Below are 13,746 nucleotides of genomic sequence, written 5' to 3'. Positions count from 1 at the left end.
GAACTTGGCTGTTTTTTGCACAAATTTTGATGTGACTCAACTAGAGTGCTTTTTTCCAGAGATGCGACACCACTCTTGCATCTCTACAATAGGGTCTACATTAAACTGGTCACGATAGTAATTTGCGACATCTTCTGCCTGTGTATCGAGCACGCCAGACATAGCAAGTTCGCCATTTTCTTTAACCAGTGCTTTGATTACAGCGGATAGGTCACGCAATGGGCCGGCTAAAATATTAGCCACAACAACGTCGGCAATCAGGCCTTCAGGTTGGTTTTGCGGTAGGTATAGTTCCAGTTGCTCCTTTACGCCGTTGCGCTCAGCATTAGCGGTAGATGCAAGGATCGCTTGTGGATCGATGTCGATCCCGATCACTTTTTTCGCGCCTAGCTTGATCGCTGCGATCGCTAGAATGCCTGAACCACAACCAAAATCGACCACAGTTTTTCCTGTAAGGTCTAACCCTTCTAGCCACTCTAAACAAAGTGAAGTGGTTGGGTGTGTACCGGTGCCAAAGGCTAAACCTGGGTCAAGCATAACATTGACGGCATCTGGCTCAGGGATTTCACGCCAGCTAGGGCATACCCATAAACGCTCACCAAATTTCATTGGGTGGAAGTTATCCATCCACTCGCGTTCCCAGTCTTTATCTTCAAGCTGCTCTACTTTGTGCGCAAAACCTTGCTCAAGAAGCTGGCTTGCTTCGATTTGCTGTAAAATCCACTGTGTGTCCGCTTCTGCGTCATATAGGGCTAGGATGTCTGTTTCACCCCATAGGCGTGTTTCACCCGGTAGTGGCTCAAATACAGGCGTATCTTTAGCATCTAGGAAGGTAACGGAAAGGGCACCAGTTTGTTCCATCAACATATCACCGATTTGCTCGGCATTTTTGTCAGTGGCGTTAAGTTTGATTTGAATCCAAGGCATGGAGTTCACTCTGCGTATTGATAATTGGCGTGGATTTTAGCAGTAAATTTAACCAACTTCATCTATACAAAGAAAAAGGGTGTTAGCCAACATAGTTGGCTAACACCCTCAATTACGCTAAGTATTTAGTTAATACTTATTGCAGACCAAGCTTCTTCTCAAGATAGTGGATGTTTGCACCACCATGTTGGAAGTTCTCGTCATTCATGATGTCGAGTTGTAGAGGCACGTTAGTTTTAATGCCTTCAATGATCATTTCGCTGAGTGCGTTTTTCATGCGTGCGATAGCAACATCACGGTTCTCACCAAAGGTGATCAGTTTACCAATCATTGAATCGTAATGAGGTGGCACTGTGTAACCTGAGTAGATGTGAGATTCCCAACGAACACCCATACCACCTGGAGCATGGAAACGTTCGATTTTGCCTGGGCAAGGTAGGAAACGCTCTGGATCTTCAGCATTGATACGACATTCAACAGCATGGCCGCGAATTTTGATGTCATCTTGGGTGAATGATAGAGGCTGACCTGCAGCAACACGAAGTTGCTCTTTAATTAGGTCAACGCCAGTTACCATTTCAGTTACTGGGTGCTCTACCTGAATACGGGTGTTCATTTCAATGAAGTAGAACTCGCCGTTTTCGTATAGGAACTCAAAAGTACCTGCACCGCGGTAGTTGATTTCAAGACAAGCACGAGTACAACGCTCACCGATGTACTTACGCATATCGTCAGTGATACCTGGTGCTGGTGCTTCTTCGACTACTTTTTGGTGACGACGTTGCATTGAACAGTCACGTTCGCCTAAGTGGATTGCGCCACCTTGGCCATCAGCAATAACTTGAACTTCAACGTGACGAGGGTTTTCTAGGTATTTCTCCATGTAAACCATATCGTTGTTGAAAGCAGCTTTTGCTTCTGCGCGAGTCATAGCGATAGCTTCTACTAGTTCACCTTCAGAGCGAACTACACGCATACCACGACCGCCGCCGCCGCCAGATGCTTTGATGATAACAGGGAAGCCAATGCGCTTAGCATGAGCTTTGTTTGTTGCATCGTTGTCATCAAGAGGGCCGTCAGAACCAGGAACACAAGGTACGCCCGCTTTTTTCATTGCGTTGATAGCAGCAACTTTGTCACCCATGATGCGGATGGTTTCAGCTTTAGGACCCACAAAAATGAAGCCTGATTTTTCTACTTGTTCTGCAAAATCTGCATTTTCAGAAAGGAAACCATAGCCTGGGTGGATCGCTACAGCACCAGAAACTTCTGCTGCTGAAATGATACGTGGGATATTTAGGTAGCTGTCGATACCGCGAGCAGGACCGATACAGATTGACTCATCAGCAAGTAGAACGTGTTTAAGATCACGGTCAGCTGTTGAGTGAACGGCTACGGTTTTAATACCTAGCTCTTTACATGCGCGAAGAATACGAAGCGCAATTTCGCCTCGGTTCGCGATGACTAATTTGTCTAGCATAATGTCGACCTCTATTATTCGATAACGATCAGAGCTTGGTCGAATTCTACCGGAGCACCATCTTCAACAAGAATTGCAGTAACTACGCCAGATTTATCGGCTTCAATTTGGTTCATCATTTTCATTGCTTCAACGATACAGATAGTGTCGCCAGCAGAAATAGATTGGCCTACTTCTACAAATGATTTTGTATCTGGACCAGGAGCACGGTAGAAAGTACCTACCATTGGAGAAAGAACTTTATGACCAGCATCTACAGGAGCTGCAGGCGCTTCAGCAACAGGTGCTGCCGCAGGAGCTACTGCTGCAGGAGCTGGCGCTGCTACAGGTGCAGGTGCTGCTGCATATTGGATTGGTGCAACAGGTGCATTGCCGTGACGGCTGATGCGTACTGATTCTTCACCTTCAGAAATCTCAAGTTCTGCAATTCCAGACTCTTCTACTAGTTCGATTAACTTCTTTATTTTGCGAATGTCCATGATTCTTCTCTTGTCTTGTGTGTGGCCTCTCGCTGTCGTCGAGATGGCTTAGATTTATTTTGCCTGCAGGTGTTGTTTCGCTGCCGACAATGCGAAGTTGTATCCTTGTGCCCCGAGTCCACATATCACTCCAACCGCTTTATCGGATAGATAGGAGTGATGACGAAATGGTTCTCTGGCATGTACGTTGGATAGGTGTATTTCGATAAACGGAATATTGACACCGAGTAGTGCATCTCTTAGAGCAACACTGGTGTGGGTAAATGCGGCTGGGTTGATGATAATGAAATCGATCTCTCCCATGGCATTATGGATAGCGTCGATGAGTTCGTATTCACGATTAGACTGAACGTGTGTCAGTTCTATTCCTGCTTGATCGGCTTGTTGCTGCAGATCATGGATAATATCGTTTAATGTCGCATAACCATAAACTTCTGGCTCTCGTTTGCCGAGTAGGTTTAAGTTTGGACCGTTTAGGAGTAGAACACGTGATTTTGTAGTCATCTTGTCGCTATCTTCCGTTAATGTGAGTTATTCACTGTTGCCTTTAATTATTTTACGAATCCTGAATAATTTCCAGTCAGAATTATGTCAAAAGGCAAATTAGCGCATGATTATAGCTAATTCAGCGAAATTAACAGCAAATTACTGGTCTAATCACATATAAGTGATTGAAAGTTAGTCTAGTCGCGCCAGTATTTAATTATGCAGAATGCCGATTAAGTAATCATAGGTTAACTAATTAATTTTATTATGGTTAATTTGTAACCGTCTTTAAACAAAAAAGCCGTCACGATGTGACGGCTATTTGCTTTGCTATCGGTGGTTAAACCAGTTCACCTTTCTCGGAGATCAATTTTTCTACCACGCTTGGGTCGGCCAGTGTTGAGGTATCACCAAGATTGCTGGTATCTCCGGTAGCAATTTTGCGCAAAATTCGGCGCATGATCTTACCGGAACGGGTTTTGGGTAGCGAATCTGTCCAGTGCAAAGTATCAGGAACGGCAATAGGGCCAATTTCTTTTCTTACCCATTCTTTCACTTCTTTGTGCAGTTCAGCACTTGGGTATTCATCGGCATTGAGAGTGATGTAAGCGTAAATGGCTTGGCCTTTAATATCGTGTGGAACTCCCACAATAGCGGCTTCGGCAATTTTATCGTGCGCGACTAATGCAGATTCTAGTTCGGCGGTACCCATGCGGTGACCAGATACATTCAGTACATCATCCACACGCCCTGTTATCCAGTAGTAACCGTCTTCATCTCGTCGTGCGCCATCTCCGGTAAAGTACATGCCTTGGAAGGTAGAGAAATAGGTTTGTTCAAAACGGTCATGATCGCCATACACGGTACGCATTTGTCCCGGCCATGAATCCAGTATCACCAAGTTGCCTGACGCTTCACCTTCAATCAGATTCCCCATATTATCCACCAGCGCAGGTTGTACGCCAAAGAATGGACGAGTGGCAGAGCCCGGTTTTAGGTCTGTTGCCCCAGGAAGTGGTGAGATGAGGATTCCACCGGTTTCGGTTTGCCACCAAGTATCCACAATTGGCGATTTTGCATCACCGATAGTGTTGTAATACCACTCCCACGCTTCTGGGTTAATTGGTTCACCCACTGAGCCCATAATGCGCAAACTGTCGCGGCTGGTACCTTGAATGGCTTCATCACCTTTTGCCATTAGCGCGCGAATAGCGGTCGGCGCTGTATAGAGCAGCGTGACTTGGTGCTTATCAACCACTTCACTCATGCGACTAGTGTTGGGGTAATTCGGGACACCTTCAAATAAGATGGTGGTCGCGCCATTGGCAAGAGGGCCATACACTAGGTATGAGTGACCGGTTATCCAGCCTACATCTGCGGTACACCAGAATATGTCATCCGGCTGGTAATCAAAGATGTATTTAAAGGTCATGGTGGCATACACAAGGTAGCCGCCAGTAGTGTGCAGTACCCCTTTCGGTTTGCCCGTTGAACCAGAGGTATACAGGATAAATAGGGGATCTTCGGCGTTCATTTCTTCAGGAGGACAATCAGCGTCTACATTGGCGATAGCGTCATGCCACCAAACATCCACATCGGCATTCCAAGCCACATCCGCGCCAGTGCGCTGAAAAACAATCACTTTGTTTATGGTAGTGACATTGGGGTTACTCAATGCTTGGTCTACGTTTTTCTTGAGTGGCACTGCGCGTCCGCCACGCACGCCTTCATCGGCGGTAATCACGACTTTTGCATCTGAATCGTCAATACGTCCTGCCAGTGCTTCAGGTGAGAAACCACCAAACACTACAGTATGCACCGCGCCAATGCGGGTACATGCCAGCATCGCGACGGCGGCTTCGGGAACCATCGGCATATACAGGCAGACCACATCGCCTTTTTTTACGCCTTCGGCTTTTAGTGCATTAGAAAATAAACACACTTGTTGGTGCAGTTCATTAAAGGTGAGGGTTTTATCGTCGGCGGGATCATCGCCTTCCCAAATAATCGCTACTTCGTCGCCGCGCGTCGCAAGGTGACGGTCAATACAGTTGGCCGATACGTTCAAGGTGCCATCTTCAAACCATTTGATACCTACATGCCCAGTGTCAAAAGAGGTTTCTTTGACCTTAGTGAAGGGCTTAATCCAGTCGACAATTTTGCCATGCTCCGCCCAAAATGCTTCTGGGTTACTGACGGACTGTTGATACATGCTCAAGTAGGTATCGTTGTCTGCATGGGTGACAGATTTTATGTTCTGTTTTACTGGATAGATGTGGGTTTCACTCATTGCTGATCTCCTTGTGAATACGGCTATTTTTTTACACGCTGGCTTAACCGCTGTTTCGCTATCTGACGATTGGTATAAGTAATAGATATCACTTTCTATCACCTAGGCTATTTCCACAATTAGACTTTAGGATGAGATGGGCGTTATCACCGTGAAAATTAACCGTTATTTTGTAAGTTGAGAGGCTGATCTTTACTTGATATGAGGCATGTTGAGACTGGGCAGATCACCTTTGGTGAGGCGCACAAAAACCAAGGCGGCGGTGATCGCATCTTGCAGTGCGTTGTGATGATCTCGTATAGGTAATTCTAAATGACGGCAAATGGCTTCAAGGCTTAGGTCGAAGTAGGCGTTTTGCAGATGTCTTTCGAGCTTTTGTTGGTAGATGTGGCTAACTTCAATAATGTTGTTGGGCAATGGAAAGCCAAAATGCTTTTTAAACGCGATATCCAAAATGCGTTTATCGTAACGAATGTGATAGCCCACAATAGGACGCTGACCGATAAAATCGAGCAACTGCTGTAGCGCTTCTTTCTCATCTAAGCCATCACCAAGGTCTTGGTGGCGTATTTGATGCACCTTTATTGAACTTTCGTCTAATGACTGCGGGGCTTTGAGTTTGATGTGCAAAGGGGCGCTTGTGATAACCCGATTATCAATAATTTTGGTGGCGGCAATAGTGACAAGCTCCGCTCGGGTTGGCTCTAAGCTGGTGGTCTCACAATCAATGGACACGTATTCGTTATTGTCACTATCGCTGTGTGCAAATAATGACTGAAAAGGGGAGCCTTGCAGTTTCCAATGCCAATATTGTTTCAGTAAGCAGTTCATAATTAATCCCTTATCTGATAGTGATAGCTAAGGAATTGCTTAAATTTTTTCACCACATGCAAGCTGTGCCTGAGCAGGTCTCGCTCGGTTCTATCTAAGGTGCTGAGGTCGAGGTTATTTGACGCATCTTGATGTGCCAGTTGTTGGGCTAGGCGCAGTTTACAAAAGAGTTTTAAGGCTTCACTGAGGTTATCGGCAGTGTCACTTTCAAGGCAACCAAGTTGATGCAGAGCTTGGATTCGGTCAAAGGTATTACGCTGACGAATATCATGCTCTAACGCTAGCGCTCGAATGCCATGCACTATAGAAAAAATGCCACCTTGTTTGATGTCTAAGCCATCTTTGCGCGCTTTTACTTTGCCAAATAGAGTTAGTGGCACTGAGAATTGCAGTGCAGGCCTGATAAAGTCCGATAGGGTGAGCATTCGCCCTTTTAGGCTGGTATGTAAGGCGTCTAAAACTGGGTCAACAAGCTGTTTATTGCCAGCTACAGGCAGAGCATCGGAGAATATGGCAAGTTGCATTACCGAGTCTGCATTACTCATGGCTATCCATTGCGTTACTTTGTGTTGCCATTGACTCTGGGTTGCCACCCAAAGCGGGTTATTCACCATGACTTGACCGGGGCACAGTGGGTAGCCAAGTTGCAATAAGGTTTCGGTGAGTTCGTTCATCACCGACTGGCACTGCGGCCACTCATAACCATCTTCTATAATCAGAGCATTGTCTTGATCGGTTTTTAGCACTTGTTCACCGCGCCCCTCAGAGCCTAATACCAGTAGACAGCAGTGCGGCTGAACTTCTTTGGGCACAACTAGCTGAAAGGCTTTCTCAATAATCTGTTCATTGAGTACCGAAATAAGCTCCATGATGAATCGAGTGCGTATGCCATTTACCAATAAGCTTTTTACAAAGTCATTTTGGCGTTGTGAGGTTTGCGCCAGCTCTGCGATGCTTTTTGCTCGGGCAATACTCAGGCTTAAAACGTGAGAGTGCGAAGAGAATGAGCTGAGTATTTGGGTCAAATCCAACATGCCAACCGCTTGTTTGTCTTTGACCACCATCACTCGCTTCATTTTGTGGCGAGTCATGGTGAGCATAGCGTTAAATACAAAGTCCCCTTGCTTGATTTCATAAACGGGGAAGGTCGAGATATCCGCCACAGGCGTGCTCATCGTTAGCTGTTGCAACACTAACGAATGCAGCAGATTGGTGCGGGTGACTATGGCATACGGAGAAGCGTTAGGTGCTTGCTGTAATCGGGGATCGTCTGCAGCAAGTTCAACTAATGCGGCATCAATATCATCATTATTGAGCAGTACAGTTGCCTGTTGGATGCTGGTGTCTGGCGTTAAAATTAATGGAGGATGATAGATAGATTCATCCACTTTAGTCAGAATAAATTCGGCAAGGTTTTGCTGTTTTTTGGCTTCAGTAATGAGTTGTTGGCGCTTAGATAAACGGCTATCAAAATAGTCAGCAAAGGATTGGTTATTGTTGAACAGCTCAAGAAAAACTTCACTGGGCAGTAGGTAACACAATACATCTTCTAGGGCGACGTATTGGTGGCGAACTTTTCCCTCAAACAGTGAGCGCACATCAAAAAGATCATCGTGCCCGTAGTGAGCAAACACTTCGCTTTGCTGCCTTTCTTCTACAGCACCTTTAATTAACACATATAAGTGGGTGCTGGATTGCCCGCTGTCTATCAAAATATCGCCAACGCGAAAGTAGGCAATGTCTAACGAAGCCTTCAACTGCTTTATTTGCTGCGAGTTGAGGCGGTCAAAAGGGGGATGTTGGGTATTAAATTTCTCAGGCATGCAGACTTCATCCTTTAGCGACAAACCTTAATAGTGACTAGTGTGCCAAATTCTCCAATAAGCTCCAGACGACTTTGGTCTAATAGGGATTGGCCAAATAGGGAAAAGGTGAAATAACAGTTATCCCTTTTTATTCCACAAGGTTCACTTCATAATTGCGCCCTAAATCAGTTTATTGTTGGATTATGAATGTTGAAGCCATCACCTTATGCGTGGATTTCCCAGTATTTCTTGGGGTTCTTTTTTGCCTATGGCGTGTATCTGCCGTTTTGGGCGTTATGGTTTAAAGACCAAGGTATCTCTGCATCTGATATTGGCTTGTTGCTCGGTATTGCTTTTGCTACGCGTTGTGTTGCCAACCTAGTGATTACGCCTCGTATCCATAAGGTTGAGCATTTAATTCCGACCTTGCGCGTATTGAGTTTGGCCTCGCTGGCATTTATTGCCTTCCACTTTTTTACTGGTGGCAGTTTTTGGCTCATGGCGGTGGCGACCATTTTGTTTAACTTGTGTTGCGGGCCGATAGTGCCGCTGTCTGATGCAATGGCAAATCACTATGCACGCTTAAAAATGCTCGACTATGGTCGAACTCGTCTATGGGGTTCGATTGCCTTTATTGTCGGTTCGACGGTGGTAGGTTTTTTGGTGGCGCACTTTGGCGTGGATTTCATTGTGTATACCGCTTTAGCCGGGATCGCATTTTCTATTCTAGTGTCGATGCGCAATCCTACGCCGATGCCAGTGACACAAGGTAATACTGAATCGAAGCGACCAAAACTGAGCCAGTTATTGCGTGAATGGCCAGTGATTAAGTTTATTGCTTTGATTGCGCTGATTCAGGGCAGTCATGCTGCCTACTATGGATTTAGCTCTATTCACTGGAAAGAAGCCGGCTACACCGCTGATATTATTGGTTATCTATGGAGCTTAGGTGTGATTGCCGAAGTGGCGATTTTTGCCTTTAGTAATCGCTGGTTTGGTAAGTGGTCACTGCGCACTCTGTTTTTAGTCGCTTCTGCCGGTGTGATCGTGCGTTGGGGCTTAACCGCTTCGACCACTATGTTGTTTGCGCTAGTGCTAATACAACTACTTCACGGCATCACTTTTGCTTTGGCGCATATTGCCGCTATTCGCTATATCCAAAACTCGCCAGCAAACAAAATGGTGGCACTGCAAGCGCTATACAATGCCATTCCGCTTGGGGTGGTAATGGCTGCCATGACCGCCTTGAGTGGTTGGGGTTACGAGCTATGGGGGGCGAATGTATTTTGGGCGATGTCGGCGATGGGGATTCTGGCGATGTTCATCAAACTGGATGCGCCAGCGAGTAATATTGAAGAAGTGAGTATTGAACCACAAAAACAGGCTAACTAACTGAACTATAAAGCGATCCTTGACTAGTCTTATAGCAATAAATCTACTTGCCGATGTTGTCGGTACTTTTCAATGCAGTGGATTTGCGAGTGAGATGAACGTTGATACGAGTTAAGGATGACTTATGCAAGGATGGGTGATTGTCCCCGCATCACTGCTTTATTTGGTGTTGCTCTTTTTGATCGCATGGTATGGGGATAAGCGACCACAATGGCTAGCCAATTGGCGTCCGTGGATTTATAGCCTGTCGATTGCGGTTTACTGCACCTCTTGGACCTTTTTTGGTACGGTAGGCCAAGCCGCCAACAACCCTTGGGCATTCCTGCCTGTTTATCTTGCTCCTATCATCGTCTTTGTGTTTTTCTGGCGCGTATTAGCGCGCATGATTTTGGTGGCAAAGCGAGAGCACATCAACTCCATCGCCGATTTTATCGCGGCTCGTTATGGAAAAGCACAAGGCTTAGCGGTCTTTGTCACCTTGATCTCAGTAGTCGGTATCTTGCCTTACATCGCCTTGCAGATGCGCGGCATTATGATGGGCATTGAGCTGGCGGTACCTGAAGTATTGGGCGAAGCGGGCGCAGACAAATATCATGTTTCTTGGTTAATGGTGATTGCATTAGCCGCGTTTACGGCCTTGTTTGGTACGCGCCATATTGATAACACTGAGCATCACCGCGGCATGATGATGGCGATTGCGTTTGAGTCTATCGTCAAGCTAGTGGCTTTTTTGTTTGTCGGTTTGTTTGTGGTGTTGGTGGTACTGCAACGCACAGATATTCAATTGTGGGAGGTGGCAAAGCAAACCTACGCCGCCCCCAATATACCTACCTTATTGATTCACACCTTACTGACTATGATGGCGATTTTTTGTTTACCTAGACAGTTTCATACCATGGTGGTGGAAAACGAAAGAGCGCACGATTTACACACTGCGCGCCGCGTATTTCCGGCTTATTTAGGTTTGATGGGCTTGTTTGTATTGCCGATTGCGTGGGTCGGTTCCAGTTTATTGCCGGGCAGTTCAGCCGACAGCTATGTGATTAGTCTTCCCCTTGCCATGGGTGCGGATGGGGTGGCGTTACTGGCGTTTATTGGTGGTGTATCGGCGGCCAGTGGCATGGTGATTGTCTCGACTATTGCGTTAGCAATCATGGTGTCCAATGATTTAGTTATGCCACTGCTATTGCGCAGAATGAAACTGTCGCAACATAACTTCCGTCATTTCTCTGGGCGTCTCTTAGTGATTCGCCGCATCTTGATTGTGCTACTGATTGTTGGGGCGTGGTTCTTTTATCAGGTGCTCGATAGCATTGGCAGTTTGTCGGCGATTGGCTTTCTCTCTTTTGCCGCCGTGACTCAATTTGCCCCAGCATTGCTCGGGGGTATGTATTGGCGTCACGGCAATCGCAATGGCGTGTATGTGGGCTTAGTGGTGGGCTTTGTATTGTGGCTAGTAACGCTGATGAGCCAAACCGGTATTTTGGCCGGAGATGCACAAACCAATATCCTAATTTGGATTATTTCCCCGCCAGAGTTATTGGCAGATTTGCAGATCAAAAACTCAGATTGGGGCATGTTGCTCAGCATTAGCGCCAATAGCGCCTGCTATGTACTGGTCTCGATATTAACCCGTTCAAACATTAGTGAGCGCTTACAATCGGCGGCTTTTGTCGGCTCGCCACTTCCTGAATCAGATAATACCAGCCTTTACCAAAGCCGAGTCACAGTGGCAGAGCTTGAGCTGGTGGCATCCAAGTTTGTTGGCAGGCAAAGAGTACGCAGTGCCTTTAATCAATTTTGGAGTCAGCAAGAACAAGTGCTGATGCCAAATCAATACGCGCCTTCAACCTTGATTCGACATACCGAGCGAGTATTGGCAGGCGTATTTGGTGCCTCTTCGGCAAAGTTAGTACTCACTTCTGCTTTGCAGGGTAAAAACATGCAGTTGGAAGAAGTGGCTACCATAGTGGATGAAGCCTCCGAGCTGTACGATTTTAGCCGCAGCTTATTGCAAGGGGCGATTGAACACATAGAACAAGGTATTGCGGTAGTAGATAAACAGCTTAGGCTGGTGGCTTGGAATCAGCGCTATATTGAGCTGTTTGATTTTCCGGTGGGCTTGATTCAGGTGGGTAGACCAATTGCCGATATTATTCGCCATAACGCCGAACAAGGGCTTTGTGGCCCCGGTGATCCGGAGGTTCATGTGCAGCGCCGAATTGAGCATTTACAGCGCGGCAGTCACCATACCTCTTCTCGTCAAAGAGCCGATGGACGAGTGATTGAAGTACAAGGCAATCCGATGCCAAGTGGCGGCTTTGCGATGAGCTTTAGCGATATTACTGTGTATCGTCAGGCGGAGCAGGCGTTAAAAGATGCCAACGTGACTCTTGAGGAAAGAGTGCAAGAGCGAACCTATGAGTTAGAGCAATTAAACCGTCAGTTGACGATTGCCACGCAACGCTCTGAGCAAGAGTCACAATCTAAATCTCGCTTTTTGGCGGCGGTGAGTCATGACTTGATGCAACCGTTAAATGCGGCGCGACTGTTTACCTCCTCGTTATCAGAAATAGCCAAAGACGATGAAACTCAGCGCGTGGCTCGGCACATTGAAAGCGCCATGGAAGCAGCGGAAGAGCTGATCAGTGATTTATTGGATATCTCACGCTTAGAGTCGGGCAAGTTACCGACCAAAGTGCAGGCTTTTGCTTTGAGCGAAATGCTATTAAATCTGGACGCCGAATTTGGCGTGATTGCAGAAGAGCAAGGCATCAATTTTAGAACCATTCCTACCCAACAATTTGTTGAGTCTGATCCTAAGTTACTGCGTCGAGTGCTACAAAACTTCTTAACCAATGCCTTTCGTTATAGTCCGCAAGGTAAAGTGCTATTGGGCGTACGACGAGAAGGGGACTCTCTTTCTATTCAGGTATGGGACAACGGTGTTGGGGTGGAAGAAGACAAACAACAACTGATATTTGAAGAGTTTACCCGCACCAATCAAATTCGTTCAGACAAAGGCTTGGGCTTAGGGCTTGCCATCTCGAAAGGGATAGCGCAGTTATTGGGGCATCGCATCTCATTGCGCTCTTGGCCGAGCAAAGGAAGTGTATTTTCGGTGACCGTCCCTCTAGCAGAAAAAGCGCTGTTATCCACGCCCTCATCCACACCTATTGCGCCAATAGTGACCCCTTTAAGTGGTTTGCGTGTGTTATGTGTTGATGATGAAACCTCGATATTGGAAGGCATGGAAAACCTATTGCAGCGTTGGGGCTGTGATGTCAGGTTAGCCACTGATTTGCAGTTAAGCTTGCTTAGATTGGAGCATGATTGGCAACCGGATGTGATTTTATCAGATTATCGATTAGAAGATGGCAAGACTGGATTACAAGTGCTGCAACGTTTTCGTCAGTTATTTGGCGGCAGTTTTCATGGGGTGATCATCAGTGCTGATCGCACCCCAGATATTATTGAACAAGTGAAAAATGAAGGCTTTGATTTTCTGGCAAAACCGGTCAAGCCATTAAAACTTCGAACCCTTTTGAATAACGCAGAGCGTTATTTGTCTTCGGTAAACAGCGTCTCATAAACCACGAAGGTGGTGTCGGTTTCACCGAAGTAATAGGTGTTGTCGGCTTGAGCGACTACGCGCAACTGTTTAGTGTCGAGATCACTTGCAGGCAATGAGACGGCCCAGTTGCGCTTATCTGCACTGGTGGCGGTCATGTTTACTGGCTTCGCATCGCCGTTTTCGTCCAGTGAGACTTTGATGCCTTGCAGAGGGAATTTCGCTTTTAGAGTGAGATCTAAGGTATTTTCAGTGAGCTTTTCTGAACGAAATTGAATCTTGAATTCACCGTTTTCAAAGTCACATAGACCACTGGTGTAACGGCAATTTGATTTGCTGATGAGCTTGTAGCTTTCGCCTTGTTTGGCGGCGTGAGGTTTCTCACTGACGGCCATATCGATGCCAAAATAGGTAATTACAGCCAAGATGGGTGCAACTATTAAAGCAACGATAAAGTGTTTGTTTTTGAACATTTTTGCATCCTA

General features: G+C 46.3%; 10 protein-coding genes. 2 read left to right on the top strand and 8 right to left on the bottom strand.

Translation table 11 applies throughout. The annotated features are described in order from the left end of the window. Positions 1-36: 36 nt before the first annotated feature. From prmA to OCU38_RS11790, 7 genes are all read right to left on the bottom strand, one after another. A complete protein-coding gene (gene prmA, locus OCU38_RS11820) occupies positions 37-927 on the bottom strand; it encodes a 50S ribosomal protein L11 methyltransferase (RefSeq protein ID WP_261823199.1) in 891 nt (296 codons plus the stop codon). Between the two features lie 136 nt (positions 928-1,063). Further along, a complete protein-coding gene (gene accC, locus OCU38_RS11815; protein WP_261823198.1) occupies positions 1,064-2,407 on the bottom strand; it encodes an acetyl-CoA carboxylase biotin carboxylase subunit in 1,344 nt (447 codons plus the stop codon). Positions 2,408-2,421: 14 nt separating this feature from the next. Further along, positions 2,422-2,886 carry an acetyl-CoA carboxylase biotin carboxyl carrier protein gene (gene accB / locus OCU38_RS11810; RefSeq protein WP_261823197.1) on the bottom strand — a complete coding sequence of 155 codons (465 nt, stop codon included), beginning with the start codon at positions 2,884-2,886 and terminating at the stop codon, positions 2,422-2,424. Between the two features lie 54 nt (positions 2,887-2,940). Continuing rightward, positions 2,941-3,390: a type II 3-dehydroquinate dehydratase gene (aroQ, locus tag OCU38_RS11805; protein WP_152822315.1), complete on the bottom strand. Its 450-nt coding sequence runs from the start codon at positions 3,388-3,390 to the stop codon at positions 2,941-2,943. 322 nt (positions 3,391-3,712) lie between these two features. Beyond that, entirely contained in the window at positions 3,713-5,662 is a 1,950-nt protein-coding gene (gene acs / locus OCU38_RS11800) for an acetate--CoA ligase (RefSeq protein ID WP_261823196.1), read from the bottom strand. A 192-nt stretch (positions 5,663-5,854) separates the two neighbouring features. Beyond that, entirely contained in the window at positions 5,855-6,493 is a 639-nt protein-coding gene (locus OCU38_RS11795) for a 3'-5' exonuclease (protein WP_023404453.1), read from the bottom strand. Between the two features lie 2 nt (positions 6,494-6,495). Continuing rightward, positions 6,496-8,316, bottom strand: coding sequence for a DUF294 nucleotidyltransferase-like domain-containing protein (locus OCU38_RS11790; RefSeq protein ID WP_261823195.1), 1,821 nt, complete (start codon positions 8,314-8,316; stop codon positions 6,496-6,498). A gap of 189 nt (positions 8,317-8,505) precedes the next feature. Here OCU38_RS11790 and OCU38_RS11785 point away from each other — a divergent pair, with 189 nt between their 5' ends. Then, the gene (locus tag OCU38_RS11785; protein WP_261823194.1) at positions 8,506-9,690 is read left to right on the top strand and encodes a 3-phenylpropionate MFS transporter; all 1,185 of its coding nucleotides are present in this window, start codon (positions 8,506-8,508) and stop codon (positions 9,688-9,690) included. Positions 9,691-9,814: 124 nt separating this feature from the next. Beyond that, positions 9,815-13,282 carry a PAS domain-containing hybrid sensor histidine kinase/response regulator gene (locus OCU38_RS11780; protein ID WP_261823193.1) on the top strand — a complete coding sequence of 1,156 codons (3,468 nt, stop codon included), beginning with the start codon at positions 9,815-9,817 and terminating at the stop codon, positions 13,280-13,282. Here the strand turns inward: OCU38_RS11780 and OCU38_RS11775 are convergent. Further along, positions 13,252-13,734 carry a hypothetical protein gene (locus OCU38_RS11775; RefSeq protein ID WP_261823192.1) on the bottom strand — a complete coding sequence of 161 codons (483 nt, stop codon included), beginning with the start codon at positions 13,732-13,734 and terminating at the stop codon, positions 13,252-13,254. The two genes, OCU38_RS11780 and OCU38_RS11775, sit on opposite strands and share 31 nt — an antisense overlap. Positions 13,735-13,746: the final 12 nt, after the last annotated feature.

It is taken from the genome of Vibrio neonatus (genome assembly GCF_024346975.1).
GTDB classification, from domain to species: domain Bacteria; phylum Pseudomonadota; class Gammaproteobacteria; order Enterobacterales; family Vibrionaceae; genus Vibrio; species Vibrio neonatus.
Note: the sequence above shows the minus strand (reverse complement) of the source record. Positions and strands in the feature narration are given on the sequence as shown.

What these genes read in the sequence shown, in the direction of transcription:
- aroQ (WP_152822315.1), bottom strand. Translation starts at nt 3,390, where the DNA reads ATGACTACAAAATCACGTGTTCTACTCCTAAACGGTCCAAACTTAAAC.
- accB (WP_261823197.1), bottom strand. Translation starts at nt 2,886, where the DNA reads ATGGACATTCGCAAAATAAAGAAGTTAATCGAACTAGTAGAAGAGTCT.
- OCU38_RS11780 (WP_261823193.1), top strand. Translation starts at nt 9,815, where the DNA reads ATGCAAGGATGGGTGATTGTCCCCGCATCACTGCTTTATTTGGTGTTG.
- OCU38_RS11795 (WP_023404453.1), bottom strand. Translation starts at nt 6,493, where the DNA reads ATGAACTGCTTACTGAAACAATATTGGCATTGGAAACTGCAAGGCTCC.
- OCU38_RS11790 (WP_261823195.1), bottom strand. Translation starts at nt 8,316, where the DNA reads ATGCCTGAGAAATTTAATACCCAACATCCCCCTTTTGACCGCCTCAAC.
- accC (WP_261823198.1), bottom strand. Translation starts at nt 2,407, where the DNA reads ATGCTAGACAAATTAGTCATCGCGAACCGAGGCGAAATTGCGCTTCGT.
- OCU38_RS11775 (WP_261823192.1), bottom strand. Translation starts at nt 13,734, where the DNA reads ATGTTCAAAAACAAACACTTTATCGTTGCTTTAATAGTTGCACCCATC.
- acs (WP_261823196.1), bottom strand. Translation starts at nt 5,662, where the DNA reads ATGAGTGAAACCCACATCTATCCAGTAAAACAGAACATAAAATCTGTC.
- prmA (WP_261823199.1), bottom strand. Translation starts at nt 927, where the DNA reads ATGCCTTGGATTCAAATCAAACTTAACGCCACTGACAAAAATGCCGAG.
- OCU38_RS11785 (WP_261823194.1), top strand. Translation starts at nt 8,506, where the DNA reads ATGTTGAAGCCATCACCTTATGCGTGGATTTCCCAGTATTTCTTGGGG.